The organism is Devosia sp. Micro-HW1 (assembly GCF_056341075.1).
In genome coordinates this window covers 1,434,960-1,460,795 of sequence record NZ_CP094375.1, presented here as the reverse complement: position 1 = coordinate 1,460,795, position 25,836 = coordinate 1,434,960, and the positions used below count along the sequence as shown (strand labels likewise).

Annotated in this window: 24 protein-coding genes and 1 riboswitch; of the genes, 9 read left to right on the top strand and 15 right to left on the bottom strand. The window is 63.8% G+C overall.

Annotated features, from left to right (window positions below):
- Positions 1-60: 60 nt before the first annotated feature.
- Positions 61-480, top strand: coding sequence for a secondary thiamine-phosphate synthase enzyme YjbQ (locus tag MQW79_RS06835; protein ID WP_476587582.1), 420 nt, complete (start codon positions 61-63; stop codon positions 478-480).
- 2 nt (positions 481-482) lie between these two features.
- Positions 483-1,313, top strand: a complete 831-nt coding sequence (locus MQW79_RS06830) for a sulfite exporter TauE/SafE family protein (RefSeq protein WP_476587581.1) — start codon at positions 483-485, stop codon at positions 1,311-1,313.
- Positions 1,314-1,608: 295 nt separating this feature from the next.
- Here the strand turns inward: MQW79_RS06830 and MQW79_RS06825 are convergent, their stop codons facing one another.
- The gene (locus MQW79_RS06825; RefSeq protein ID WP_476587580.1) at positions 1,609-2,325 is read right to left on the bottom strand and encodes an SIMPL domain-containing protein; all 717 of its coding nucleotides are present in this window, start codon (positions 2,323-2,325) and stop codon (positions 1,609-1,611) included.
- A gap of 117 nt (positions 2,326-2,442) precedes the next feature.
- On the opposite strand from MQW79_RS06825, the gene MQW79_RS06820 reads away from it, so the two are divergent.
- From MQW79_RS06820 to MQW79_RS06810, 3 genes are all read left to right on the top strand, one after another.
- Positions 2,443-2,901, top strand: coding sequence for a hypothetical protein (locus MQW79_RS06820; protein WP_476587578.1), 459 nt, complete (start codon positions 2,443-2,445; stop codon positions 2,899-2,901).
- Positions 2,902-3,003: 102 nt separating this feature from the next.
- Entirely contained in the window at positions 3,004-4,155 is a 1,152-nt protein-coding gene (locus tag MQW79_RS06815) for a fumarylacetoacetate hydrolase family protein (protein ID WP_476587577.1), read from the top strand.
- A gap of 64 nt (positions 4,156-4,219) precedes the next feature.
- Entirely contained in the window at positions 4,220-5,659 is a 1,440-nt protein-coding gene (locus MQW79_RS06810) for an aldehyde dehydrogenase family protein (RefSeq protein ID WP_476587575.1), read from the top strand.
- Between the two features lie 50 nt (positions 5,660-5,709).
- Here the strand turns inward: MQW79_RS06810 and MQW79_RS06805 are convergent, their stop codons facing one another.
- The 6 genes from MQW79_RS06805 to MQW79_RS06780 form a co-directional block, all read right to left on the bottom strand.
- Positions 5,710-6,132, bottom strand: a complete 423-nt coding sequence (locus MQW79_RS06805) for a DMT family transporter (protein ID WP_476587573.1) — start codon at positions 6,130-6,132, stop codon at positions 5,710-5,712.
- Positions 6,129-6,629: a DMT family transporter gene (locus MQW79_RS06800; protein ID WP_476587572.1), complete on the bottom strand. Its 501-nt coding sequence runs from the start codon at positions 6,627-6,629 to the stop codon at positions 6,129-6,131. The genes MQW79_RS06805 and MQW79_RS06800 overlap by 4 nt, the downstream gene beginning before the upstream one ends.
- Before the next feature lie 185 nt (positions 6,630-6,814).
- Positions 6,815-7,564: an ABC transporter ATP-binding protein gene (locus MQW79_RS06795; RefSeq protein ID WP_476587570.1), complete on the bottom strand. Its 750-nt coding sequence runs from the start codon at positions 7,562-7,564 to the stop codon at positions 6,815-6,817.
- Positions 7,554-8,561, bottom strand: coding sequence for a FecCD family ABC transporter permease (locus MQW79_RS06790; RefSeq protein WP_476587568.1), 1,008 nt, complete (start codon positions 8,559-8,561; stop codon positions 7,554-7,556). Before MQW79_RS06790 ends, MQW79_RS06795 begins: the two co-directional genes overlap by 11 nt.
- Before the next feature lie 249 nt (positions 8,562-8,810).
- Entirely contained in the window at positions 8,811-9,746 is a 936-nt protein-coding gene (locus MQW79_RS06785) for an ABC transporter substrate-binding protein (protein ID WP_476587567.1), read from the bottom strand.
- A gap of 159 nt (positions 9,747-9,905) precedes the next feature.
- A riboswitch (cobalamin riboswitch) is annotated at positions 9,906-10,123 on the bottom strand.
- A gap of 84 nt (positions 10,124-10,207) precedes the next feature.
- Entirely contained in the window at positions 10,208-12,124 is a 1,917-nt protein-coding gene (locus MQW79_RS06780; protein WP_476587565.1) for a glycoside hydrolase family 127 protein, read from the bottom strand.
- A gap of 135 nt (positions 12,125-12,259) precedes the next feature.
- On the opposite strand from MQW79_RS06780, the gene MQW79_RS06775 reads away from it, so the two are divergent.
- Positions 12,260-13,885 carry an MFS transporter gene (locus MQW79_RS06775; RefSeq protein WP_476587563.1) on the top strand — a complete coding sequence of 542 codons (1,626 nt, stop codon included), beginning with the start codon at positions 12,260-12,262 and terminating at the stop codon, positions 13,883-13,885.
- An 82-nt stretch (positions 13,886-13,967) separates the two neighbouring features.
- A complete protein-coding gene (locus MQW79_RS06770; protein WP_476587561.1) occupies positions 13,968-14,777 on the top strand; it encodes an alpha/beta fold hydrolase in 810 nt (269 codons plus the stop codon).
- A 182-nt stretch (positions 14,778-14,959) separates the two neighbouring features.
- Here the strand turns inward: MQW79_RS06770 and phoB are convergent, their stop codons facing one another.
- From phoB to MQW79_RS06730, 8 genes are all read right to left on the bottom strand, one after another.
- Positions 14,960-15,661, bottom strand: a complete 702-nt coding sequence (gene phoB / locus MQW79_RS06765) for a phosphate regulon transcriptional regulator PhoB (protein ID WP_476587559.1) — start codon at positions 15,659-15,661, stop codon at positions 14,960-14,962.
- 176 nt (positions 15,662-15,837) lie between these two features.
- Positions 15,838-16,548, bottom strand: coding sequence for a phosphate signaling complex protein PhoU (gene phoU / locus MQW79_RS06760; protein ID WP_476587557.1), 711 nt, complete (start codon positions 16,546-16,548; stop codon positions 15,838-15,840).
- 22 nt (positions 16,549-16,570) lie between these two features.
- Positions 16,571-17,353, bottom strand: coding sequence for a phosphate ABC transporter ATP-binding protein PstB (pstB, locus tag MQW79_RS06755; protein ID WP_476588197.1), 783 nt, complete (start codon positions 17,351-17,353; stop codon positions 16,571-16,573).
- Between the two features lie 67 nt (positions 17,354-17,420).
- Positions 17,421-18,776: a phosphate ABC transporter permease PstA gene (pstA, locus tag MQW79_RS06750; RefSeq protein WP_476587555.1), complete on the bottom strand. Its 1,356-nt coding sequence runs from the start codon at positions 18,774-18,776 to the stop codon at positions 17,421-17,423.
- Positions 18,773-20,152 (bottom strand): phosphate ABC transporter permease subunit PstC, encoded by a 1,380-nt coding sequence (pstC, locus tag MQW79_RS06745; RefSeq protein WP_476587553.1) that lies wholly within the window; start codon positions 20,150-20,152, stop codon positions 18,773-18,775. Before pstC ends, pstA begins: the two co-directional genes overlap by 4 nt.
- A gap of 70 nt (positions 20,153-20,222) precedes the next feature.
- Positions 20,223-21,236: a PstS family phosphate ABC transporter substrate-binding protein gene (locus MQW79_RS06740; protein WP_476587552.1), complete on the bottom strand. Its 1,014-nt coding sequence runs from the start codon at positions 21,234-21,236 to the stop codon at positions 20,223-20,225.
- A 309-nt stretch (positions 21,237-21,545) separates the two neighbouring features.
- Positions 21,546-22,301, bottom strand: a complete 756-nt coding sequence (locus MQW79_RS06735) for an IclR family transcriptional regulator domain-containing protein (protein WP_476587551.1) — start codon at positions 22,299-22,301, stop codon at positions 21,546-21,548.
- A gap of 358 nt (positions 22,302-22,659) precedes the next feature.
- A complete protein-coding gene (locus tag MQW79_RS06730; RefSeq protein WP_476587550.1) occupies positions 22,660-23,565 on the bottom strand; it encodes a LysR family transcriptional regulator in 906 nt (301 codons plus the stop codon).
- Positions 23,566-23,662: 97 nt separating this feature from the next.
- On the opposite strand from MQW79_RS06730, the gene MQW79_RS06725 reads away from it, so the two are divergent.
- Together MQW79_RS06725 and MQW79_RS06720 are read left to right on the top strand one after the other, a co-directional pair.
- Complete coding sequence (locus MQW79_RS06725) at positions 23,663-23,992, top strand: nuclear transport factor 2 family protein (protein ID WP_476587548.1); 330 nt, start codon at positions 23,663-23,665, stop codon at positions 23,990-23,992.
- Between the two features lie 428 nt (positions 23,993-24,420).
- Positions 24,421-25,569: a serine hydrolase domain-containing protein gene (locus MQW79_RS06720; RefSeq protein WP_476587547.1), complete on the top strand. Its 1,149-nt coding sequence runs from the start codon at positions 24,421-24,423 to the stop codon at positions 25,567-25,569.
- Positions 25,570-25,836 lie beyond the last annotated feature (267 nt).

Sequence of the window (25,836 nt, the reverse complement as noted above, 5' to 3'; positions counted from 1 at the left end):
TGGACGGATGCGCACAGGCACGGCTTTTCGCCTGTCCCGCAGGCGTGCTAGGGCGGTCGCATGCAGCAAGCCTTGGACAGCGCCGTCGTCGTAACCAAGGGGCAGGGGCTTTATGAAGTCACCCAGTCCCTGCGGGCCTTCGTGGCTCGTTCGGCAATCGTGACCGGTCTGCTGACCGCCTATGTCCGCCACACGTCCTGCTCGCTGCTGATCCAGGAAAATGCCGATCCCGATGTGCAGACCGATCTCAACGGTTTCTTTCAGCGGCTGGTGCCTGAAGGCATGGAGTGGCTGACCCATACGACCGAGGGGCCTGACGACATGCCCGCCCATATCAAGGCGGCGCTGACCCAGACGTCCATCGGCATTCCAGTCAGCAATGGCAGGCCGGTGCTGGGGACCTGGCAGGGACTTTATCTGTTCGAGCACCGCGCGCGGCCACATCGGCGCGAGCTGGTGTTCCATATTATCGGGGAATGATCATGGATTGGGGCAGCCTCGTCGGCTATTGGCCGTTCGTGCTGGGATTGATGGCAACCGGCGTGGTGTCGGGTATCGCGGCGGGGCTGCTCGGGATTGGCGGCGGCGCCGTGATCGTGCCCGCCCTCAGCAATGCCCTTCTGCTGATGGGCTATGACGCCGATGTGGTGCAGCATGTAGCCGTGGGCACGTCGCTGGCCATCATCATTCCCACCGGCATCATGAGTGCGCGGGCGCATCACAAGCGCGGGGCGCTGGACATTGCCGTGCTCAAGCTCTGGGCGCCGTTCATCGTCATCGGCACCTTTATCGGCGGGTTGATGGCCGGGCTCTATTCGGGCGACGTGCTGCGCATCGTTTTTGCCGTCATGGCCTTCCTCATCGCCGCCAACATCATCTTTGCCTGGCAGACCAAGCTGATGGGACACCTGAAGGGGTCGAGCCTCACCCATCGCCTCTCGGCGCTGGTGGTGGGCTACGTGTCGTCACTGATGGGCATTGGGGGTGGGTCGCTGACCGTGCCGACCCTGGTGGCCTTCGGCGAGACCATGCACAAGGCGGTTGGCACGTCGGCGGCCATCGGCGTTGCCATTGCCGTGTCCGGTACGGCCGGCTTCCTGATCTCGGGCTGGGGCGTCGAAGGCCTGCCGCCGCTCAGCGTAGGCTATGTGAACCTGCTGGCGCTTGCGCTGGTCGGGGTGCTGGCCGCGATCTGTGCACCCTGGGGGGCGGCGCTGGCGCATCGGCTGGACCAGAAGACGCTCAAATACGTGTTCGCCATCTTCCTCGTGGCGATGGGGCTCAACATGCTCTGGAAGGTTGTGACGGGGTAGGAGCGTCGGCAGCGCAGCCGCCGGTTATTGCGCCACGTCAGCATAGCTGCCGTGGCCTTTTCGTCTAAAAACGCTCCACTGGAGCGTTTTTACCGCGAAGCGGTCGACGAAAAGGGTTGGTGGGGACGGGTGACTACGGTATTCCGTCCGCCCCCACCGCCCAAGCCCCCTCGATGAGGGGATCGGGTGTTCAAAAGCGGACCGATAGACTCGATCCGCCCCTGAAGAGATACAACGCGCGATACGCGGTCCGGGTTTGGCCAAAACATGGCAACGACCGGACTTCTTCACGAATTTATTCGGCGCCGTTGTTCAAATCCCACGATACGTTGACGGTGATCGCAAAACTCATTTCGCCGGCTTCGACCGGCACCGGGGCACCAGCCGCCATCTCGGCTCGCGCATACATGGGGTAGGGCTGGGGAGAATTAAAGCTCTGCTGTTCGGTGATCGATTCAAGATCGCCAAGTGTTGCCCCCGCGACACCGGCATAGAGTTCGGCTTTTTCGCGGGCGTCGGCAAAGGCGGCCTTGCGGGCCTCATCCAGCAGATCCGACGGATCGGCAACAGAGAAGCTGACGCCGTTGACGGTGTTGGCACCGACGGTGACCGACTGGTCGAGAATGCTGCCCAGGTCTTCGAGGTCGCGGACCACGACGGTGACCGTGTTCATGACCTGGTAGCCGTTGATCTTTGGCGGCAGCGAATAGCCATTGGCGTCGCGCTCATCGGAATAGACATAGTTGGGATTGACCGTGAAACCCGAGGTCTGGATGTCGCGCGTCTCGATGCCGGCTTCCTTGAGGGCGGCGATCAGGTCGCTCATCGCGGTGGTGTTGGCGTCGAGCGCTTCGCGGGCAGTTGCGCCCTGCGTGGTGACGCCGGAGCTGATGGTGGCCATGTCGGGCGCGGCGCGCACTTCGCCGCGACCTTCGATGGAGATCGTGCCGGCATAGGCAGGCAGGGCGGTGGCGATGAGGGCGAACGGGACGATGACGCTGAGGGCACGCATGGCAAACTCCTTGTAAGTGCTCGGACCGAGGTGTCCGAGGGCAATGCGTCAGTATTGGGGCGCACCTGAACGGGAGTTGAACGCGATGTGCTATGATCGGGAAAAGGAGGCACCGCCATGTGGGATACGCTCAGTGCCATGGTCACCGTCATCGGCCTGCCGACGGCCATCACCTTTTATATTCTGGACCGCATCAAGCAACGGGCGCAGGAGGAAGAGCAGACTTACCTGCATCTGTCGGACGCCTATGTCGCCTTTCTCCGGCTGGCGATGCAGAACGCCGACTTGAGGTTGCTCGACCCTGATGCGACGCCAGGCCTCGATGCAGAGCAGAGCGCACGCAAACACGCATTGCTGGGCATCCTGCTGTCCCTCTTCGAGCGTGCCTATATCCTGACTTACCGTGAGCGTATGAGCGGCGCCGAACTTCGGCGCTGGCACTCCTGGGAAGACTGGATGGTGGAATGGTGCCGTCGCGAAGACTTCCGCTCCGCCATGGAAATCGAGTTGCCGGGCGAAGATCCGGAATTCGTCACCTACCTGAAGCGTCTCGCGGCCGAAAATCCGCCGAAGTGATCCTACGGAACACCCGTTCATAAGTATGATTTATCGCGCGCAAGGCTTGCGTTCGCGGGGGCGGCTGGGCTAGTGACAGGCTGACTTTTCAGGGGACCAGAGATGAGCGTAAACGACATTCCGCAGGGCGTTCTCGTCGGCCGCGCCTGGGTACCGGGTTTCGAGCATCCGCGTGTCGTAACGGTGCGCGACGGCCAGCTTGTGGACATCACAGCGCGCGGCATGGCGACGGTGCGCGACATTGCGGAAAGCGGCCGGGCGGCCGAGCATGTGCGCAGCGCAGCGGGTACGGTCGTCGGCGAGATTGGCGCGGTCGTGGCCAATGCCAAGGCAGAAACGCCCAGCGAATCCCTGCCCCGCCTCCTGGCCCCCATCGATCTGCAGGCCATCAAGGCCTCGGGGGTGACCTTCGTGGTGTCGCTGCTCGAACGCGTGATCGAGGAGCAGGCGCGGGGCGACAAGTCGCGCGCCGATGCGCTGCGTGGCGAAATTCTCGACCTGATCGGGACTGACCTCAGCCAGCTGGTTCCCGGTTCTGACGGCGCCATGAAGGTGAAGGCGGCGCTGATCGAAAAGGGTGTTTGGAGCCAGTATCTGGAAGTCGGCATCGGCCCGGATGCCGAAATCTTCACCAAGAGCCAGGTGATGAGCGCCGTGGGCTATGGCGCGCAGGTGGGCCTGCACCCGATTTCGAGCTGGAATAATCCCGAGCCGGAAGTGGCGCTGCTGGTGACCAGCAAGGGCGAGATCATCGGCGCGACGCTGGGCAATGACGTCAACCTGCGTGACGTCGAAGGCCGTTCGGCGCTGCTGCTGGGCAAGGCCAAGGACAACAATGCCTCCGCGTCGCTGGGGCCGTTCGTGCGCCTGTTTGATGGCGACTTCACTCTCGACACCGTCAAGCAGGCCGAGATCGCGCTGCGGGTCGAAGGTACGGACGGCTTCGTGCTCGAAGGCCAGTCGAACATGGCGCAGATTTCGCGCACGCCGGAATCGCTGGTGGCCGCGACGCTGGGCGAGCATCATCAATATCCCGATGGGCTGGTGCTCTATCTCGGCACGATGTTTGCGCCGGTGAAGGATCGCGACGGCGCCGGCAAGGGCTTCACCCACAAGCTGGGCGATGTCGTCTCCATTTCGACACCGAGCCTCGGTAGGCTTACCAATGTCGTCAATCTCTCCACCAAGTGCCCGCCCTGGACCTACGGCACCAGCCACCTGATGCGTGACCTGGCGCGGGCGAACCTCCTCTGATTTGTAGAATTTCCAAGCGCTTGGCCTCCCTTCGCGAGCGCGCATCCTGCTGAAAGGCCTCACCATGACGCAATTGCACAAGAACCTGATCGACGGTGAATGGGTCGGCTCGGATGGTGTCGAGAACATCAACCCATCCAATATCAATGAAGTGGTGGGCGTGTATGCCCGCGCCACCGCCGAGGAGACCAAGCAGGCGATCGCCGCCGCCAAGGCTGCCTTTCCGGCCTGGTCACGTTCGGGCATTCTCGAGCGCCACGCCATCCTCTCCAAGACCAGCCAGGAAATCCTGGCGCGCAAGGTCGAGCTGGGCGAATTGCTGAGCCGCGAAGAGGGCAAGACCTTGCCCGAAGGCATCGGCGAAGTGACCCGCGCCGCCCAGATTTTTGACTTCTTCGCCGGCGAAGTGCTGCGCCTTGCGGGCGAAGTGCTGCCGTCGGTGCGCCCGGGCGTTGGCGTTGAGATCACCCGCGAACCCATTGGTGTCATTGGCATTATCACGCCGTGGAACTTCCCGATCGCTATCCCGACCTGGAAGATTGCCCCGGCTTTGGCCTATGGCAATACGGTCGTGATCAAGCCGGCCGACCTGGTTCCGGGCTCGACCTGGGCGATTGTCGACATCCTGGTCCGCGCGGGCCTGCCCAAGGGCGTGCTCAACCTTGTCATGGGCAAGGGCTCGGTGGTTGGCCAGACCATGCTCGACAGCAAGGACGTCAATGCCATCAGCTTCACCGGTTCGGTGGGCACTGGCAAGCGTGTCGCTGCTGCCTCGATCGAAGTCGGCCGCAAGTTCCAGCTGGAAATGGGCGGCAAGAATCCGACCATCGTGCTCGACGACGCCGACCTCAAGGTGGCCGTGGAATCGGTGGCCCAATCGGCCTTCTTCTCGACCGGCCAGCGTTGCACGGCCTCCAGCCGCGTCATCGTGACCGAAGGCATCCACGACAAGTTCGTGGAGGCACTGGCCGAGCGTACCCGCAACCTGCGCGTGGGCGATGCCCTTGATAAGAATACTGAAATTGGACCAGTCGTGGACCCGAGCCAGCTCAAGCAGGACACCGACTATATCGAAATCGGCAAGGGCGAAGGCGCCAAGCTGGTGGCTGGTGGCGAACGCGTGACGGCCGGCACGGAAGGCTATTTCCTGCAGCCGACGCTGTTCACCGAGGCGACCAATTCGATGCGCATTGCCCGCGAGGAAATCTTCGGGCCGGTGGCCGCGGTCATCAAGGTGAAGGATTACGAGGAGGCGCTGGCCACCTCGAACGACACCGAATTTGGTCTAAGTGCCGGTATCGTCACGACTTCTCTCAAGTATGCGACGCACTTCAAGCGCAATGCCGAGGCCGGCATGGTGATGGTCAATGTGCCGACCGCGGGCGTGGATTTCCACGTGCCCTTCGGCGGGCGCAAGGGCTCCAGCTACGGCCCGCGCGAGCAGGGCAAGTATGCGGCCGAGTTCTTCACCGTGGTGAAGACCGCCTATACCGCAGCCGGCTAATTTGTTCGCAGACTGTTAACCGGAACGGGGCCCAACGGGCCCCGTTTTCGTTACTTGCGGCGCTGTGTCAGCGCCATGCCTGCCAGAATGAGGACAATCCCTGCTGCGCTGGCCCAAAGCGTCACCGGCACGCCACGCAGAAAATCGAAGACAACGCCGGTGACCATCTGGCCCGACATGACCAGCAGGGTGGAATTGACGGCGCCGATGCGGGTGATGAGCCAGGACCCCGAGGCGACGAAGACCACGCCGATGGCGCCGCCGGTGAACACCCACCAGGGAATTTCGGCGAGGTTGGAGGGGATCAGTCCGCCAACGACGAGGCCGAGCACCGTCAGCACCACGAAGCCGACGAAGTGGTTCCAGAAGGACGAGATCAGCGCTGTCGAGGACAAAGACAGTCGGCCATTGACCTGGCGGCTGAGGATGATCAGCAGGCCGACGCTGAAGGCGAAGAGGATGGGGAGGATCATGCCGCGCCTCCGAGCCCAAAGAGAATGATGAGCAGGCTGCCAGCGGCGATGAGAATGACGGCGCCGGCATCGCGCAGGTCGAGGCGACGCCTGGGGAGACCCAGCAGGCCCCAGAAGTCGGCGGCCAGGCTGAGGGCGACCTGGCCGGCAAGGCCGAGGGCCAGGGTGCCGGCCAGGGCGAGGGGTGAATTGACCGCCTCGGAGGTCAGCATGACGGTGACGGCGCCAAAGATGCCGCCGAGATAGGCCCATGATGGGGCGGGGCCCACAGAGGCACGGGCAATGGCGGCCTCGCGGCGCTGGTTGCGCCAGAGCACGGCGATGATCAGCACCGCGACCACGGTGCCAACGCCATGGGCAAGCCAGGACGAGAACAGGGGGCCGCCATAGCGGCCGGCCTCGCCATTGACGAAGACGGCCATGGTGAGGAGACCGCCGCTGCCAAAGGCCGCGAGCAGATGCAGCGGACTGGGCCGCTGGGCAATGGGGGAAGTCATGAAATCAGTCCGACTCAAATGGGAGTGGCTGGAAATCTAGAGAGGTTCGGAGGTTACGGGAACTGCTGCCGCACGCCACCGGTCGGCCGTCACCCCCACCCTAGTCTCGCCAGGGTGCTGCGCACCCAGCTTCACTACCCTCCTCTCAAGGGGGAGAGTGGTTAGGGGCGAGATGTCGGAATTCTTCAAATGGCCCCGGCGATGCGGAAGGCGCCATCAATGAGTTCGCCATCGACGCGGTAGATGGCGGCGAGCCGATCGCGGGTGAGGACGTCGGCGATGGGACCTTGGGCGACCAGTTTGCCGTGATCGAGCAGCAGGATTTCGTCGCAATAGCGGGCGGCCAGGGTGATGTCGTGGAAGGAGGCCAGGACGGTGCGGCCGCGCTGGCGGACACGATCAAGCAGGCGATACTGGAAGTGCAGGTCGAGATGATTGTGCGGCTCGTCGAGCAGGTAGAGCGCCGGATCGAGCGCCAGGAGCTGGGCGAAAAAGACGCGTTGCTGTTCGCCGCCGGAGAGGCGGGCTGCGTCGTCATCGGCGCGGTCGAGGAGGCCGATTTCGTCGAGGGCGGCGGTGACGCGGCGCTCGGCCGCAGTGGAGGGCAGACGCAGGGGCAGGAGGCCGAGGCGGACGACTTCGCGGAGGCTGAGGCCCGCGAGGTCGACCTGTTCCTGCACGAGAGCGCCAACCTCCGTGGCGTAGAGGCGGCGGCGAATGGAGGAAATGTACTGGCCTGACAGACGCACAGAGCCGGACGTGGCGCGCTCGGCACGGTAGAGGATGCGCAGCAGGCTCGACTTGCCGGCGCCGTTGGGGCCGAGCAGGCCATAGAATTTTCTCGGCTGCAGCGAAAAGTTCACCGCATCGAGCAGGGCCTTGCCCTCCTTGACGAGACTGAGGCCAGAGACGTCGAAAAAGGGATCAGAGGCCACGGCGCACCCTCCGCAGGATGAGAATAAAGGGCGGGGCGGCGAAGAGGGCGAGGAGTACGCCGAGCGGCAGTTCCTCGGGCGCCAGAAGAATGCGGCAGAGCAAATCGACCACGATCAGCACCAAAGCGCCGAGCAGAACAGCGAGCGGGATCAGGCGGCGGTGGGTGGCGCCGATGAGAAGGCGCGCCATATGCGGCACGATGAGGCCGACAAAGCCGACAATGCCGGCGCCAGCCACAGAAAGGCCGGCCAGCAGGGCCGCGCCGATGAAGAAGAGGGTGCGCAACAGGGCGACGGGAATGCCGAGGGCGGTAGCGCGCTCGTCGCCGAGCAGGACGGCATCGAGCATGGAGGCGCAATAGAGTGAGACGAGCAGCATCGGCGGCAGGGCCAGGGCCAGGGGGATGAGGTCGGACCAGGCGGTGCCGGCGGCCGAACCCATGAGCCATTGAAGAGCCTCCTGCGTCGCATGCGGATCGGCGATGTGAAGGAAGAAGGCGGAGATCGACTGGAAGAACAGCGATACGGCGATGCCGGCGAGGATCAGCACCAGCCGGTCGAGGCCGCGGGCGGGACTGAAGGCGAGGGCGAGCGTAATGACGAAAGCGACGGCCGCGCCGCCAAAGGCGAGTAGCGGCAGGCCAACCGCGACGAAGCCGGCGGGCAACCAGACTATGGCGCCCGTCGCGGCGGCAGACGCGCCCGAAGAGAGGCCGAGCAGATAGGGATCGGCGAGAGGATTGCGCAGCAGGGCCTGCATCAGCACGCCCGACAGGGCAAGGGCGGCGCCAACCAGGCCAACCATGAGCACGCGCGGCAGGCGCCATTGCCAGATGATGAGGACCAGATGTGGCTCGGCCTCGGGCAGGCGGAGCAATGCGTTCATGCGGGCGGACCAGGAAAGGTCGGCCGTGCCCCAGAAGGTACCGGCGAAGGCGGCGAGCAGCAGGGCGGTGGTGGTGAGCAGGAGGGCTGCGGTGGTTCTTGTGCCTGACATCTTGTTCCGTCGATAGCCGAACCCCCACCCTTGATCCCTCCCCACAGGGGGGAGGGAGACGATGAACATTGCGGCCGATGCTTGCGCCTCCCTTCCATTGAGGGAGGGGGTGGGAATGGGGTTCCTGGCCCATCCGCGCCGTCACCACCCGGCTTGACCGGGTGGTCCATGCGGGCCGAAGCAGATGGATTGCCCGGTCAAGCCGGGCAATGACGGTGTTGGGGGCTACCGAGCTTTCGACTACCGGGCTCAGTTCAGCGCCGCCAGTTGGGCGCCGAGGTTTTCGACGCCTTCGACGTAGCGGACGCCGAGGAGGGTGGCGGAGAATGGGACGGTGACGAACTGGTCGTTCTGGACCGCAGGCAGGGTCGAGAGGACCGGGTCGGTCTTGAGGTGGGCGATCTTCTCGGCGGCGGTGGACCACTCGGCATCGATAAGCACGATGACATCAGGATTGCCAGCCACCACAGCTTCCCAGGCCAGGTCGGCCCAGCGGCCTTCGACCCTGGCGGCGATGTTTTCGAGACCGACAGAGTGGAGCAGCAGGCCCGGTGCGCCGCAGCAAGCGGCCGAGAAGGCGGTTTCGGTGCCCGAGTCGTAGAGGAAGGCGCGCTTGCCCTGGCCCGGATTGGCGCCGGCCACGGCATCGAGACGGGTGCGGATGTCAGTGGCGACCGCGGTGGCCATGTCCTCGACGCCGAACAGGGCGCCGATGCGCTCAAGATCGATGAAGAGGGGATCGGTGGTAAGCTTCACGTCGGCCGGGTGCAGGTTGCGGCATTCGGCATTGACGAGATAGGTGCCGATACCGAGCTCGTTCCATTCCTGCTGGCTGCCGAGGGCCTTTTCGCCAAAGGCGGAATTGAAGCCGGCAAAGAGGAAATCCGGGTTTTCGGCGAGCACGACCTCGCGAGCCGGATATTCGGCAGCAAGGACCGGGATGCTGTCATAAGCCGCCTTCCAGCGTTCGGGAATGGCATCATCGAGATAGGCCGTGCCGGCGAGGTGAGATTCGAGACCCAAAGCCAGCATGATTTCGGTGGCCTGCTGGTTGAGGGTGACGACACGGCCCGGCGCGGCGTCGAAGGGGGAAACGGTTTCGCAGCTTTCGATTTTCAGATCCCGAGCAAAGGCGGGGGTGACAGCCAAAGCCAGGACGGCGGCCGTGACAAAGCTGAGTTTCATTGGATAGCTCCCAAAGGATGGGGGTATGCGGCGCTTGGCGCCAAACCGGCGTCAGCTTGCATCGTGCCTTGCGTCCTCGGCTGAGGATGCAAAGCTGCGTATTCGCACACGGACGTGTCGCGTCATCATACCTGCCCCTGCCGGAACACCTCGTCCGGCTTCATGGTTTTTCGTTGGGCAGGTCTCCTGGCTCACGGCTCCTGACGCGCTCGCCGTCTTCCCGGGTGGTGGACCCAGTGACATAGGTGGCGAAGTGCTGACCGCTTACAGTTGCGAGGGCAGCCTCGGTTTTGGCCCCTGATGGGTAATCCGCACCGTGTTCCCTTTTAATCCCCGTTGGCCTGAGCCGCCGGGGAACCGAACGACATGGCGGTTATGCGGGGGAAAATGAGGAAGTGTCAATGGGATGGGTAGGGTACTCCCACCCGGCCTCCCCCTGCTACAGGGGGAGGAGAAAGGGCTCAGCCCTCCCTGATCCAGACGCTCATGGGGCCGGGAGCGCGGTTGGCCCAGAGGTAGTAGGGGATGGCGGTGAGGGGCGTCGGCGAGGGCGCAGGGGGCGTCGTGCGGTAGAGGTCGTTGCCCCAGTCGTCGCCGGCAAGGTTTTGCGCTTCTGCCACGAGGGTGACGATGCCGCCGAAAAGATCGGGGCGCAGGTCCTCGCTTATCGCCGCATCGCGCGGCAGGACGAGATCGGGGACTGGCGCCGGATTGTCGACCTGCTCGGCGCAGTAGACGAGGGGGCCGCGGGCCAGGGCGACGCGGCCGCGATCCATCTTCACCTTGGGATTGGCGTAGAGGCGGCGGGGCGGCATGGGGAGGTCGAGATCGATGGTGTCGCCCTCGATCCAGTCGCGGGTAATGGTGAGATAGCCCTGCTGGGTCTGTCCGGGCACATCGACCGGGTTGCCGTTGAGATCGGCGACGGCGTCCTTGGCCCAGGCGGGGATGCGGAGCTTCAGCGTGAAAGGGCCGTGGCCATCGGGGTGCACGGTGATGCGGATCGTGCCCGAGAGCGGATAGAGCGATGACTCTTCGATGCGGATGCGGCGGCCGTCGAGATCAAGCGTGGCGCTGTTGCCGCCATAGAGGTTGATGGCGATGGCATCGGGACCGGTGGAATAGAAATAGCCGCCAACCGAGGCGATGAGGCGCGACACGTTCATGGTGCAGCAGGGGCAGGGGTGCCAGGGCCAGCGGCGATGGGAGCCGTCGCTTTCGAGTTTGTTCTCGTAGAAGTAGAGGGTGCCGTCGCGGCCGAGGCCAGAGAGGACGCCGTTGTAGAGCGCCAGCTCCATGGCTTCGGCATAGTGGCCGTCGAGATCGAGATTGAGCATGCGCTGGGCCCAGAAGACGAAGGCGATGGACGCGCAGGTCTCGCAATAGGCGGTGTCGTTGGGCAGGTCGTAGTCGGTGGTGAAGCCCTCGTTGGAAGCCGACGGGCCGAAGCCGCCGGTGACATACATGCGGGTGGTGGTCACGTCCTTCCAGAGCACTTCGCAGGCATGGCGGAGGCTGTCGTCATCCAGTTCGGCGGCGAGATCGGCCATGGCCGAATACATGTACATGGCGCGGACGGCGTGGCCGACCACCTTGTCCTGCTCGCGCACCGGCTTGTGCGACTGGGAATATTGGTGATTGCCGCTCTTGTAGAAATGGAAATCCTTCGGATCGGCGCCGCGGGCAACCGCTTCCTCGTCGAAATAATGCGGTTCGGCGCCGCGCTGGTCGATGAAATAGGCCGCCAGGTCGAGCTGCTTGCGCTCGCCGGTGAGGCGATAAAGTTTGACCAGCGCCAGCTCGATTTCCTGATGGCCGTCGTAGCCCTTTTTCTGGCCGGGGCCCGTGCCGAAGACGGTGCGGATATGGTCGAGATAGCGTTCGAGCACATCGAGCAGCTGGCGCTTGCCGGTGGCCTGATAGTAGGCGATGGCGCCTTCGAGCAGGTGCCCGGCATTGTAGAGTTCGTGGCGGTCGCGCAGGTTGGTCCAGCGCTTGTCGATCTCTTGGCCCTGATACCAGAGATTGAGGTAGCCGTCGGGCATCTGCACCTCGGCGAGGCGCGCGGCGATGGCATCGACCCTGGCTTCGAGATCGGGGTCGCGGCGGTGGCGCAGGGCATAGCCGGCGGCCTCGATCCACTTGCCGATGTCACTGTCCCAGAACACCTGATGGGTATGGCCATCGGGTCCACCCATGCGGGGGATGCGCAGGGGTGGCGGCGGGTCTTTGAGTTCGAGTGACTCGAGAATGCCGCTCTCGCCGAGTTTTTCAAACTGGCTGGGAACGGTGCGGGTGAGCACGATTTCGAGCCGCTCGGCCCAGAAGGGCCCAGTGAGGCTCACCCGGGTGAAATCGACGGGGGAATAGCTGCGCATGATGTCTCCTCGAAATAAGTATGACTTATTGATCGGAGGGCAGCAATGGGGCGCGGGATGTGAAGGGCAGAGCAACCAGCGGGCTTGCCTCCGTGCGCCGGCTGGCTCATGAGACAGGTCAGGAGATTGTTCGACATGTCCAAGGGTCCCACGGTTCTCGCGCCGCTGCGCAACGAGAATTTTCGCATGCTCTGGCTGGCGACGCTGGCGTCCAATCTGGGTGGGTTGGTGCAGGCGGTGGGCGCGGGCTGGATGATGACCACGCTGACCACGTCGCACAATATGGTGGCGCTGGTGCAGGCATCGAACACGCTGCCGATCATGGTGTTTTCCATCGCCGCCGGGGCGCTGGCCGACAATTTCGACCGGCGGACGGTGATGCTGATTGCCCAGACGGGCATGGGGCTGGTGTCGCTGGCGCTGGCCATTACCGCCTGGCTCGGCCTGCTCAATCCGTGGCTGCTGCTGACCTTCACCTTCCTCATCGGCGCGGGCACGGCGCTGTTCAACCCGTCATGGCAGGCGTCGATGGGCGATGTGGTGCCGCGCGAAGACCTGCCGGGGGCGGTGACGCTCAATGCCATGGGCTTCAACATGATGCGCAGCGTCGGTCCGGCGGTGGGCGGCATGATCGTGGCCTTTGCCGGGGCGGGCGCGGCCTTTGCGCTCAATGCCGTGTCCTACATTCCGCTGATCGGTGCGCTTTATCGCTGGAAGCCGCAGCGGGCGCCGGCGCGCCTGCCGCGGGAGCGGCTGGGCAGCGCCATGTGGGCCGGCGTGCGCTATGTGTCGATGTCGCCCAACCTGATGACCGTGATGTTCCGCGGGTTCCTGTTCGGCGCGTCGGCCATCGTCATCCTGGCCCTGCTGCCGGTGCTGGCGGAGGACTATCTGGGCGGTGGCGCGCTGATCTATGGCACGCTGCTGGGCTGTTTCGGGGTGGGCGCCATCCTCGGCGCCTTCCTCAACGGGCGGGTGCGGCAGGTGTTCAGCAACGAGAACATCGTGCGGGCGGCCTGCCTCGGCTTTGCCCTCAGCTGTATCGGCCTGGCGTTCAGCCGCGATGCCGTTCTCAGCCACATCCTGCTGCTGCCCGCCGGGGCGAGCTGGGTGCTGGCGCTGAGCCTATTTAATGTCTCGATCCAGCTCGCGTCACCGCGCTGGGTGGTGGGTCGGGCGCTCTCGCTTTACCAAACGGCCACGTTCGGCGGCATGGCGGGCGGCAGCTGGATCTGGGGCGTGACCTCGGACGGGCTCGGCATGGACTGGGCGCTGCTGATCGCCAGCGGCGTGCTGGTGATCTGCGGCCTGGTGGGCCTGAAACTGGCGCTGCCGCAATTCGACCAGCGTGACCTCAATCCGCTCGACACCTTCAATGAGCCGATCCTGCGGCTGGATCTCAGGCCGCGCAGCGGACCGATCATGGTGATGATCGACTACCAGATCCTGCAGGAGGACATTCCCGCCTTCCTGCGGCTGATGAGCGAGCGACGGCGCATCCGCATCCGCGACGGAGCGCGGCAATGGACCTTGCTGCGCGACCTCGAGCGGCCCGACCTGTGGGTGGAGAGTTATCACGTGCCCACCTGGGTCGACTATGTGCGGCACAACCTGCGGCGCACCAAATCCGACGCCGACAATATCGAGCAGCTGCGCGCCCTGCATCAGGGCGAGGGCCTGCCGCACGTGCACCGCATGATCGAGCGGCAGACGGTGCCGCTGGACGATACCACGCCGCTGAGGGACTTGCCGGAGGTTTAGGCTTGGCGGGAGCGGGCCGTTTCCCTGTCGAAAATCCTGGCTGCTGCTCGTCGTCCGATCATTAGCGATCCGGAGGTCTCAAATGTCGTTGCCTACTCCAACCCGGTCGGGCTACGCGCCCGTCAACGGAATCGAATTGGCCTATGCCGTGTTCGGCGCGGGCGAACCGCTGGTGCTGCTGCATGGCGGCCTGCAAACCATGGACGATTTCGGCCCCGTGCTGACCGAGCTGGCCAAACACCATCAGGTCATTGGCGTGGATCTCCAGGCGCATGGCCGCACCAGACCTTTCGACCGCCCAATGAGTTTCGAGGCTTTCGCCACCGACGTGGCCGGGCTGATCCGATGGCTGGACCATGAACGGGCCGATGTCGTCGGCTATTCGATGGGCGGCATTACCGCCATCCGGCTCGGCATCGACCATCCCGATGTGGTCAACCGGCTGGTGGTCGCTTCGGCGCCCTACGCCTATTCGGGGTGGCACGACTATAATGCCGAGGGCATGCGGACCATCGGCGCGCATATGGCCCCTGAGATGATGCAGACGCCGCTCTACGAGGCCTACAAGGCGGTCGCGCCCGACCCGGAAAACTTTCCCAAGCTCTTTGAGCAGATGGGTGCCTTTATCGGCAACGACTATGACTGGTCATCCGAGGTGGGCGGGATCAAGAGCCCGACCCTGCTGGTGGTGGGAGACTATGACGCGGTGCGGATCAGCCATGCCACGCATTTCTTCGAGCTGCTGGGGGGTGGCAAGGTCGATGGCGGGTGGGCGGGGGAGGGCATGACGCCGAACCGCTTCGCCGTCATTCCAAGCACCACCCACTACACCCTCAACACCGACCCGCGCTTCGGACAGGCGGTGCTCGATTTCCTGGCCATTGCCGATTAGGCCGTTTCACAATTCTGAAGCGGAGACATGTATGGCCGTCATTGCCGGGCCTGTCCCGGCAATCCATCCTACAGCGGGCATGGACCACCGGGCCCTCGGGTCAGGCCGGAGGGTGGGCCGGTAGTGACGATTGGGGAGGTAGCGGTGTTTCAAATGGTCCGCGAAACGCTCCAGTCGCCGGTTCAGGCGTTGGCGGCAAACCGTTCGTCGAAGGCGTAGCCGGCGCCGCGGACGGTGCGGATCGGGTCGGTTTCGCGGCCGCGGTTGATGGCGCGGCGGAGGCGGCCGATATGGACGTCGACGGTACGCTCGTCGACATAGACATCATTGCCCCAGACGCCGTCGAGAAGCTGTTCGCGCGAATAGACGCGGCCGGGATGGCGCATCAGATATTCGAGCAGACGGTATTCGGTGGGTCCCAGATGCACGTCGCGGTTGGCGCGGCGGACACGGTGAGTGGTGCGGTCGAGCTCGAGGTCGCCGACCTTGAGGGCGGTGGTGACGAGATTGGGATTGGCCCGGCGCAGCAGGGCGTGGATGCGCGCCAGCAGTTCGGGCACCGAGAAAGGCTTGACCACGTAGTCGTCGGCGCCGGTGGAAAGACCGCGGACGCGCTCCTCTTCCTCGCCGCGGGCGGTGAGCATGATGATCGGCACGCGGGCTGTTTCATCGCGGGCGCGCAGGCGTCGGCAGAGTTCGATGCCGGAAATCTCGGGCAGCATCCAATCGAGCAGGATCAGGTCCGGCAGCTTTTCGGCAATGGCCTGCTGGGCTTCGTCGCCGCTCTCGGCGGTGACGACGCGAAAGCCCTCGGCTTCGAGATTGTAGCGCAGCAGGATGGCGATATCGCCTTCGTCTTCGACCACGAGGATGGTGGCGGGCATTGGATGTGCTCCGTCGATCGGACTGACCTTGGTCATCCGAGAGTTCTGAGTTCTTGGCTTTACCCCCACCTCACCTCCCCCTGAAGGAGGGGGAGGGGGTTGAGAGTGCGGTGCTACGAGGAAGGCCCCCTCATCCGGCGCTGCGCGCCGACCTCTCCCCGAAAGGGAGAAGTGCCTTACGCTTTAATCTGCTGGCGCTGCAGTTCCTGCACGTCGCTGGTGAGCTGCTTGCCGGTGGCCAGGTAGTAGGCGCGCTCGGCAATGTTGGTGGCATGGTCGCCGACGCGCTCGAGGCTCTTGGCGCAGAACAGCAGGTGGGTGCAGGTGGTGATGTTGCGCGGATCCTCCATCATGTAGGTGAGGAGTTCGCGGAACAGCGAGGTGTGCATGGCATCGACCTCGTCGTCACGGTTGCACACTTCGACGGCTGCGGGCGCCTCGCGATTGCCATAGGCATCGAGGGCATCCTTGACCTGCTGCAGGACCAGCGCGGTCATGTTCTTGACGCCGTTGTAGAAAGTCGGCTGCAGGTTGAGGCCTTCGAGCTTGAGCGAGCGGCGGGCCAGCTGCTTGGCCATGTCGCCGATGCGTTCGAGATCGGAGGCGACGTGGATGGCAGTGATGATGGCGCGCAGGTCGCTGGCCATGGGCTGGCGGCGGGCAATCATCGACACGGCCATGTCATCGATCTGGCGCTGCATGTCGTCGATGCGCTGGTCGGCAATGATGGTCAGGTCAGCCAGTTCACGGTCAAGCTTGAGCAGCGAGCGGGTGCCGTTCTCGACAGCGACCTCGACGAGACCACCCATTTCGGCAATGGCCTGGGCCAGGGCGGCAAGTTCCTCGTTGTAGGAGGTGACGATGTGATCGGTACCGGTATTTGGCATGGTTTGTCCTCCAGATCCGCGATCAGCCGATGCGGCCCATGATGTAGTCCTGGGTCTGCTTGTTCACCGGATTGGTGAAGATGTCCTCGGTGTCGCCCTGTTCAATCAGGTTGCCCAAGTGGAAGAAGGCGGTCTTCTGCGACACGCGGGCTGCCTGCTGCATCGAGTGGGTGACGATGACGATGGTGTAGTTCTCGCGCAGCTCGTCGATCAGCTCTTCGATGATCGCGGTGGCGATCGGATCAAGGGCCGAGCAGGGCTCGTCCATGAGGATCACTTCGGGACCCACGGCAATGGCGCGGGCGATGCAGAGGCGCTGCTGCTGGCCGCCGGAAAGACCGGTGCCTGGCTCACTGAGGCGATCCTTGACCTCTTCGAAAAGGCCCGCCTTGCGCAGCGAGGAGACGACGATTTCATCGAGGTCGGCCTTGGAGCGCGCGAGGCCGTGGATGCGCGGGCCATAGGCGACATTGTCGTAGATCGACTTGGGGAAGGGATTGGGCTTCTGGAAGACCATGCCGATGCGGGCCCGCAGCTCCACCACGTCGAGCTTGGGATCGTAGATGTCCTGGCCGTCGAGCTCGATGCGGCCGCCGACCCTGGCGCCTTCGATCGTGTCGTTCATGCGGTTGATGCAGCGCAGGAAAGTGGACTTGCCGCAGCCCGACGGCCCGATGAAGGCGGTGACGGCGCGGTCGGGGATGTCGATGGAGACGCCATGCAGGGCCTGCTTGGCACCGTAATGAACGGTAACATCACGGGCGGTGAGGCGGATGGGATGGTCCATCAGTTCGGCGGGATTCATGGTCTGATCCAGGGTCTTTTGGGTCACTTTAACCTTACCGGCGAGAACGTCCATTTCCGAAGTCTCCTTAAGCGCGCTTTTCAAGACGCGACCGCAAGAAGATCGCGATGGCGTTGAGGGTAATCATGAAGGCCAGGAGCACCATGATGGCAGCAGAGGTGCGGGCCTCGAAGAAGTTGCGGTTCTCGTTGCCCTGCCAGAGGTAAATCTGAACCGGAAGAGCGGTTGCCTGATCCATAGGCGTGCCGGGCACCGCGGCCACGAAGGCATTCATGCCGATCAGCAGGAGCGGCGCGGTTTCGCCAAGGGCCTGGGCCACACCGATAATGGTAGCGGTCAGGATCGAGGGAAAGGTCACCGGCAGCACATGGTGAAACACCATCTGCGTGCGCGAGGCGCCCATGCCGAGGGCGGCCTGGCGCAGGGCCGGGGAGACGCCCTTGAGGGCCGCGCGGGTCGCAATGATGATGGTCGGCAGCGTCATCAGGGTCAGCACCAGACCGCCGGCCAGCGGGGCCGAGAGGGGGAGGCGGAACCAGTTGATGAACACGGCGGCGCCGAGCAGACCGAAGACGATGGAGGGCACGGCGGCCAGGTTGTTGATGTTGACCTCGATGAGATCGGTCAGCCTGGACTTGGGCGCGAACTCTTCGAGGTAAATAGCGCTGCCCACGCCGATCGGCACGGCGAGGACGACGACAATCAGCATCATCCAGAGCGAACCCATGAGGGCGCCGAGGAGACCCGCAGCGGCAGGTGCGGAACGGCTGTCGACATTTGATATCAGCGCCCAGGCAAAGCCGCGCGAGATGGTGCCGTCTTCTTCGAAGATGTCGATGAGGGCGCGCGCCGGGGCGGAGAGCTGCTGCTGGGCATCGCCCAGCTCGCGATTGATATTGCCCTTAACCCAGTTGTCGGTATTGGCAGAGGCGAGCAGGTCCATCTCGACCGTCTGACCGAGCAGGCTGGGGTCGTTGACGAAGCGCTCGCGGACACGGTGGCGCGCATCGGTCTCGGGGATGCTCAGAATCTGACGGCTGTCGATCTCGAAACCAGCAGGGGCAGCCTCACGCAGCGCGGCTTCGACGACATTGTTCCAGTTGAGCATGGCAACCGAACGCTCCCAGGCGAGGCGCTCGGCACGATAGGCAGCATCTGACTGGCCTTCGGAGCGTACCGGCGCCGGATCGACATTGAGCAGCTCGGGATCGAAGGTGACCGCCAGGTGCATGTTGGTCTGGGTGAAGGCCGGGATGCCCTTGCGCAGAACGTCGGCGAACAGCAGCGCCACGAAGCCCAGCGCCAGGACGATGGCGACGACACCGAAGAGGCGGAACAGGCGCTCCCCATTGTGGCGACGACCCAGGCCGGCGCGAACGCGATTGCGACGTTCAGCAGCCGAGTCAGTGGTGGTGCTGGTCATTCGTACTGCTCCCGGAAGCGGCGGACGATGTAGAGGGCGACGATGTTGAGGCACAGCGTCATGATGAAGAGGGTGAGGCCCAGGGCGAAGGCAACAAGGGACTGCGGGCCGGTAAAGTCGGTGTCGCCGGTGAGCTGATTGACGATGGAAACCGTGATGGTGGAGACCGGCTCCAGCGGATTGCCGCGCAGGATCGGCGCGTTGCCGGCAGCCAGAACCACGATCATGGTTTCGCCGATGGCGCGGCTGACGGCGAGCAGGAAGGCGCCGACAATGCCGGGCAGCGCAGCGGGGATCAGAACATTGCGGATGGTTTCAGACTGGGTTGCTCCCAGGCCATAGGCACCGTCACGCAGGGTGCGCGGCACCTGGTTGAGAATGTCGTCGGAGAGTGACGAGATGAAGGGGATGATCATCACGCCCATGACCAGACCGGCGGTCAGGGCGCTGGTGGCGCTGATGTTGAGGCCGATGGCGCTACCGAAATCCCGCAGGAACGGGCCGACCGTCACCAGGGCGAAGAAGCCGTAGACGATGGTGGGAATCCCGGCGAGGACTTCGATAACCGGCTTGACCACCGCGCGCACCGAGCGGTGGGCGTACTGATTGAGGTAGATGGCGGCCATGAGACCGACCGGAACCGCAACCAGCATGGCAATGGCCGAGATCATCAGCGTGCCGGCAAGGAGCGGCAGGATGCCGTACTGACCCGCATCGCCCGTGCCGGTCGACGAGAATTTTGGCGCCCAGACGGTGCCGAAGTAGAAGTCGATGGGATTGATGAAGGTAAAGAAGCGGAAGGCTTCGCTGACGAGCGATGCGACAATGCCCACGGTGGTCAGGATGGCCACGGCGGAACAGGCAAGCAGCAGCACGGTGATGGCGCGCTCGACCTGGTTGCGGGCCCTGAGGCGGGGCGTGATATTCTTGCGGGCATAGAGCAGGCCCAGCACGCCGAGGCCGGCGGCGGCGGCGATCATCACCATGAAGGTGATGAGCTGGAACTGGCGGATATTGTCGCCGGCAGCCTGCTCGAAGGGCTGAAGCTCGCCGGCGACGCCGAAGCCCGAGGCGATGTCGCGCAGGCGCTGCATCTGGTTGTTGAGGCCGGCCTGATCCAGGTTCGCCAGAACATCAGCAGGTATCTGCGACACGGCATACCAGTGGAACACGCCGGGCGAGAAGAAGGCCCAGGCGCCGAGAACGAGCAAGGCGGGGATCAGGGTCCACAGCGCGACAAGAGCGCCGTGATACTGCGGACGCGAATGCACGCGAACGCCTTCGGGTGTTGCAAGCGCACGGCTCTTCGACCAGCCCATCTGGTAGGCCAGGCCGAGGAGAACCACGAGAAGTCCGGCAATGATCAGGGTGTTCACTTTGTCAGGCTTCCCACTATGGCCCCGCGATGAAAGACGGGCCCCGGAAACCGAGGCCCGTCAGGGTTGCTTACTGCTGGAAGGCAGCGAGGACTTCAGCGGACTTCTCGGCCGGCTGCGGGATCAGACCGGCAGCTTCGAGGATGCCACCGGGGCCCGACACGCCTTCGGACAGGAAGTATTCGGTGAATTCGGCCAGGCCGGGGATGACGCCGACATGTTCGCCCTTGACGTAGAAGAACAGCGGGCGGGAAACCGGATATTCACCCGAAGCAACGGTTTCGAGCGAGGGGGTCACGCCATCAACGGTGGCAACCTTGAGGGTGTCGCGGTTCTGTTCGTAGAAGGACAGGCCGAACACGCCGACAGTGTTGGCATCGGAGGTGAGGCGAGCGAGGGTTTCGGTGTAGTCACCGGCGATCTCGACCACGACGTCCTGACGGAAGGTGGTTTCGATGGCTTCGATCTCGTCGTCGGAGAGGCCTTCCGGCAGACCAGCAGCTTCGGCACCGGGGGTGACGACGCGTTCCTGGAAGACTTCACGGGTGCCGTGGTTGGAGCCCGGGATGGCCAGGGCGATCGGCTGGGCCGGGAGCGACGCGTCGATCTGGTCCCAGGTGGTGTAGGGGTTGGCAACCATGGCGCCGTCAACCGGAACCTGGGCCGCAATGGCAAGGAACACCTGGGCCGGGGTCAGGGCGAAGTCGCCGCCGGTGGCCGAGGAGGCGAAGACGATGCCGTCGAAGCCGAACTGGATTTCGCGGATGTCGGTGACGCCGTTGGCAGCACAGGCTTCACGCTCGCCGTCGCGCATCGGGCGCGAAGCATTGGCAATGTCGATGGTGTTGTCGCCAACGCCTTCACAGAACTGGCTGAAACCGCCGCCGGTGCCGCCCGAACCCACGACCGGGGTGTTGAACTCGGGGAAAGTGGCGCCAAATTCTTCGGCGACGATCGACGAGAAGGGAAGAACGGTCGAGGAGCCGGCGATCTGGATGGTATCGCGCGACTGGGCGAAGGCGGCGGAGGTGCCGAACGCTGCGAGAGCGATCACGGCGGCGCTGGCGTAAAGTGCGGTCTTCATGGAATGTCCCTTCCGGAATTCATTTTCAAGCTTGGCCAGCCATTCGTGGGCGGCCCTCAGACGCGGCAGACCATAGGAGCGCCTCGCAACGGTTTTATTGCAGTTGCGTGACTGGTTTGTGACATTCTAGTGCATTGAAAATGCGGGATTAATTCCGGAACAAGTGGGATTTTTACACCGCAATGTGACTGCCTCCATGACGGCGCTGGCCGCGATTGTGACAGTCTTGAAGGGACTCGCTGAGGGAGTCCTGCCCGGCTCTCGGGGACAAACTATCCGGCTCCTGCGACAGTTTTCTGACGCTGCCGCTCAGCGCAGAAGCGGCCGGACTTCAGCCTGGACCTTGCGCATCAGGGGCAGGAAATGCGCGATCATGCGCGAGGTCGGGGCGCGGGCCGTCTGGGCGCCGATATTGATGGCGGCCACGACCTCGCCCCTGGCATTGTGCAGCGGCACGGCAATGGAGCAGAGCCCCAGCTCCAGCTCCTGATCGATCACGGCAAAGCCCTGTGCCGCGATGACGGCCAGCTCTGTGGTGATGGAAGCCATGTCGGCCTTGGTCCGCTCGGTATAGGCGATGATGTCCGACCGATCGAGAATGGCCTGGGCTTCCTCGCGCGGCAGGGCGGCGAGCAGGGTGCGGCCCATAGAGGTGCAATAGGCGGGCAGGCGCGCCCCGGCGCCCAGATTGATCGACATGACGCGGCGATTGGAGGCGCGGGCAACATAGAGAATATCGGTGCCATCGAGGACGGCAGCCGACGTGCTTTCGCCGGTGGCGCGGGAGAGTTCTTCCAAAAAAGGCTGGATCAGCCGGGGCAGGGGCGTGCCGGCAAGATAGGAATGCCCCAGATTGAGCACGCGCGGCGTCAGCTGGAAGAATTTTCCGTCATAGCTGGCATAGCCGAGATGGGCGAGGGTGAGCAGGCACCGCCGGGCGGTGGCGCGCTCCAGTCCGGTGCGCTGCGCCACGTCCGATATCGACATGCGCGCATGTTCTTCGTCAAAGCACTCGATGACGGAAAGGCCGCGAACGAGGCCATGAATGATGTCGCCATCGCGCATTGTGCGACCTCCGGACTTTGGGCGTCAGGCGCACAAGGTAGGCGAGGGAGGGGCGGAGGGGAAGGGGGAGGGAAACGCCAGGAGGGAAGGGGGAGCGCCAGGGAGGGAAGGGGGAAGGGGAACGCCAGGGAGGGGGAAGGGGAACGCGAGGGAGCGGGAAGGGGGAGCGGGGGAGGCGGGGAGGCGGGGAGGGGGGGAGCGGGGGAGCGGGGAGGTGTGGGCGCCTAGGCAAGGCCTGGTGGGGCGCCTGCTTTGGAGTGGGAACGAACAGTCAACTTCATCGAGTGCCGAAATTGCAGACGTTCCGGACGCCGGGAACGGCTTCGGAATGTTCCCTACTGCCCGCAGCGGTCTTATCCTACGCCAGCTTTCCCGCGGCAAAATCACGTGCGAGTGCGACAAAGGCCCGGAAGGCGGCGGAGGAATTGCGGCGATTGTAATAGTAGAGGCACAGTGGCGCGAGCGGTGGGGTCCAATCTTCGAGAATGCGCACGAGGCGTCGAGCAGCGATGTCCTCACGGACATCAGACTCCATGAGATAGCCAATACCCACGCCATTCGTGATCGCGATCCGCGCCAGCGATGCCTCGTCGAGAGTGATCTGGCCGTCAACGTCGAGTTGTAGCTCTTCGCCGTCTCTCTCAAACCGCCATCGAAGCATGGCCCCATCGGGAAGCCGCCCGCGAATACAGGGGTAAGATAAAAGATCCTGCGGCACTTGGGGGATAGCCCTGTCTTCGAAAAAGGTGGGGGATGCGACGACTGCCATACTGCGCGCCTGGCCCAGCGGGATGGCGATTGCGTCGCTCGGAACCAAATCCGCGCTTCGCACGCCCAGGTCAAAGCCCGCCGCCACGACGTCGACCAGCCGTCCTTCGGTGACGATGTCGATATGAACCTGCGGATAGCGCTGGAGATAAGTCAGGACGAGAGGCGACATGATTTCGCGCGCCGCAGTGGCAAAGGCATTTATGCGTAAGGTCCCGGAGGGCGTCTCCTGCTGGGCGCGCGCGGTGTTCATGGCCTTCTGGATGTTTTCCAGCGCTGGCTTGATCTGAGCGACGAAGATCCGCCCCGCATGGGTGAGCGAAACGCTGCGGGTGGTGCGATTGAACAACCGCGCATCAAGCTCGCGCTCAAGCTTGCCCACCGCGTTGCTGATGGCCGTGGTCGACATTCCGAGTTCAACAGCGGCGGCACGGAACGAGCCGCACCGAACAATGGCCAGCACCGCTTCAAGCTCGATCAGCGAATGACGCGCCATTATCCCGATCTTCGTGACATGCTATGCCGATTTGTCTCGATTATCAGGAGGAAAGTCCATCACTAAGTTAGCGTCATCACCAACAAGGAGATGACCAGTGACACTGAACCTAGCCAAGCCGATCGCCGACTACATTGATGCAAATGCCCGTCTCGACATCGAAGGCATGATGAAGCCTTTCTCGCCCGATGCCGTCTTCATCGACAACGGCAAGCATTTTGAGGGACAGGCGGCGATCCGCCATCTGCTCGAGGAAGAAGTGCTTCCGGTGAAGGCAATCTTTACGCCAGAAACGGCGCGGGAAGACAATGGCGAGGTCGTGCTTGAAGGTCCCGGTCATGGCAACTTCCCGGGCAGCCCGATCCACTTCACCTATCGTTTCACGCTGGCGCAGAACGCCATCAAGACTCTGAAGGTCTCAGCATGAGAGACAAACCCAAGGAGTTCGCGGGGCGGCTTTTAGGCTGAGCACAATTGCGTGGGAATGGACGGAATGGGGTCGGATGCTGCCCGTCTGTTTCCACCGCATTTTCCGCTCCATCGCGCGTCACCCACGGCAATGAGCCGGGGGCTATGCATCTTCGCAAAAGCACCCACCCGGCCTCCCCCTGAAGAAGGGGGAGGATAAAAAGTGTGGCTTCGCAGGGGCTGCGGCGAGCGCGATGCACAGCGCCCAAAGGCTGGGGCATCGACCGCTTTTGGTACCGTCGGGCAGGCGACAGGCCTGGGGTATGGGCGGTTGGCTCCGTGGGCGCTCCCGTTCTCTTTGCGAACAGATATTCATTGGGTGTCGAAATATCCGCGGTCCGTTCGTCGCGTTTGAGAGAGTGACATTGCCGGCGCGGGGAGAGCAAAGTGGCTGAGGATGCAGACCTTCAAGAGCGACTTCAGAGCCTGGTCGAAGGACCGTTGCAGCCGGGTGCGGTCCTTGGACTGCTGCGGGACGGAAGGATCAGCCTGTTCTCCGCGGGCCATATGGAACGCGAGGAGCGGCGCGCGATGACGCCGGACGCGATTTTCCGGATTTCGTCCATGGGCAAACCCATTGTTGCGCTGGCCCTGCTGCAGCAGATCGGAGATGGTCTCGTTGGCCTGGATGATCCGGTTGCCAGGTGGCTGCCGGAACTTGCGCAGCCCCGTGTGCTCAAGCGGATCGACGCCCAGTTGGACGAGACCGTGCCGGCGGAGCGACCGATCACCGTCGAACACCTGCTCGGTTCCCGGCTTGGTACGGGCATATTGCCGATGCATCCCGGCGCAACGCCGATCCAGCGCGAGATTTCCAGGCTTGGGCTTCTGGGATATGGCCCCGACGATCCGGCAAATCCAATGAGCCAGGACGAGTGGATGGGCCATATCGGGTCTTTGCCGCTCATGGCACAGCCGGGGACCAGCTGGTTCTACAATGCAGCGACCCTCGTCCAGGGTGTCCTCGTGTCCCGGATTGCCGGGAAGCCGTTGTCGGACGTGATAGCCGAGCGGATCACGGCGCCGCTTGGCATGATCGATACCGGATTTGTCGTCCCTGAAGAGAAACGCGATCGCCTGACGGCGGCCTACAGCGCTGACTTGGCGCAGACCGATGAACCCGGCTCCAGCGCGTGGCTGCGCCGACAGGCGTTCGAGGCGAGCATGGTTTCCACCGCTGCCGACTATCTTGCCTTCGCCCGCAAGATCGGCAGCGGCGGCAACGGACAAGGGGGCCGGGTCATTGGCCAAGAACAGCTCCGCTGGATGCTGTCCGACCACCTGACGCCGAGCCAGCGGGACGCGGGGGCCGCTTTCCTCGACGGTCGAGGCTGGGGATATGGTCTATCGGTCGATGCAGGTCGCCTGGTCGGGTCCGACTTTGCGGGCGAAGTGGGATGGGCCGGTGGTCTTGGAACGTCGTGGACCCAGCATCTCGGACCAAATGCGTCGGTCGTCATCCTGGGCTGCCGGGCCATCGATGATCCTGATGTCTACGCCGCCCATATCGACCTGACGCGGCGGGCATTGGGCTAGCCGAGCCACACTGCGGGTAGAAAAGGTCTGAAAATTGGTGGGCCCACCAGGACTCGAACCTGGAACCAGGCCGTTATGAGCGGTTCTACTATAGCGGAGCTGCCAAATAATCCGCCTGAAACGGAGGTTTCGAATCTGCGTCGCCAACGCGAAGCGGAAACGCTTGTTGCGCTCTTCGACCTAGAAGGGACCAGGATCCTATTGCTGGCGAATACATGACCAAGCATATCTTATGCCGCGCCTGCCCCCTGCGACATGTCATAATTA

Excerpts from the sequence above, each read along its gene's own strand:
- MQW79_RS06825 (WP_476587580.1), bottom strand. The coding sequence starts at position 2,325 with ATGCGTGCCCTCAGCGTCATCGTCCCGTTCGCCCTCATCGCCACCGCC.
- MQW79_RS06780 (WP_476587565.1), bottom strand. The coding sequence starts at position 12,124 with ATGCGCAGCTATTCCCCCGTCGATTTCACCCGGGTGAGCCTCACTGGG.
- MQW79_RS06730 (WP_476587550.1), bottom strand. The coding sequence starts at position 23,565 with ATGGCGCGTCATTCGCTGATCGAGCTTGAAGCGGTGCTGGCCATTGTT.
- MQW79_RS06770 (WP_476587561.1), top strand. The coding sequence starts at position 13,968 with ATGTCGTTGCCTACTCCAACCCGGTCGGGCTACGCGCCCGTCAACGGA.
- phoU (WP_476587557.1), bottom strand. The coding sequence starts at position 16,548 with ATGCCAAATACCGGTACCGATCACATCGTCACCTCCTACAACGAGGAA.
- MQW79_RS06800 (WP_476587572.1), bottom strand. The coding sequence starts at position 6,629 with ATGACTTCCCCCATTGCCCAGCGGCCCAGTCCGCTGCATCTGCTCGCG.
- MQW79_RS06740 (WP_476587552.1), bottom strand. The coding sequence starts at position 21,236 with ATGAAGACCGCACTTTACGCCAGCGCCGCCGTGATCGCTCTCGCAGCG.
- MQW79_RS06785 (WP_476587567.1), bottom strand. The coding sequence starts at position 9,746 with ATGAAACTCAGCTTTGTCACGGCCGCCGTCCTGGCTTTGGCTGTCACC.
- MQW79_RS06790 (WP_476587568.1), bottom strand. The coding sequence starts at position 8,561 with ATGTCAGGCACAAGAACCACCGCAGCCCTCCTGCTCACCACCACCGCC.
- MQW79_RS06810 (WP_476587575.1), top strand. The coding sequence starts at position 4,220 with ATGACGCAATTGCACAAGAACCTGATCGACGGTGAATGGGTCGGCTCG.
- MQW79_RS06735 (WP_476587551.1), bottom strand. The coding sequence starts at position 22,301 with ATGCGCGATGGCGACATCATTCATGGCCTCGTTCGCGGCCTTTCCGTC.
- MQW79_RS06835 (WP_476587582.1), top strand. The coding sequence starts at position 61 with ATGCAGCAAGCCTTGGACAGCGCCGTCGTCGTAACCAAGGGGCAGGGG.
- MQW79_RS06775 (WP_476587563.1), top strand. The coding sequence starts at position 12,260 with ATGTCCAAGGGTCCCACGGTTCTCGCGCCGCTGCGCAACGAGAATTTT.
- MQW79_RS06830 (WP_476587581.1), top strand. The coding sequence starts at position 483 with ATGGATTGGGGCAGCCTCGTCGGCTATTGGCCGTTCGTGCTGGGATTG.
- MQW79_RS06820 (WP_476587578.1), top strand. The coding sequence starts at position 2,443 with ATGTGGGATACGCTCAGTGCCATGGTCACCGTCATCGGCCTGCCGACG.
- pstA (WP_476587555.1), bottom strand. The coding sequence starts at position 18,776 with ATGACCAGCACCACCACTGACTCGGCTGCTGAACGTCGCAATCGCGTT.
- pstB (WP_476588197.1), bottom strand. The coding sequence starts at position 17,353 with ATGAATCCCGCCGAACTGATGGACCATCCCATCCGCCTCACCGCCCGT.
- phoB (WP_476587559.1), bottom strand. The coding sequence starts at position 15,661 with ATGCCCGCCACCATCCTCGTGGTCGAAGACGAAGGCGATATCGCCATC.
- MQW79_RS06815 (WP_476587577.1), top strand. The coding sequence starts at position 3,004 with ATGAGCGTAAACGACATTCCGCAGGGCGTTCTCGTCGGCCGCGCCTGG.
- MQW79_RS06805 (WP_476587573.1), bottom strand. The coding sequence starts at position 6,132 with ATGATCCTCCCCATCCTCTTCGCCTTCAGCGTCGGCCTGCTGATCATC.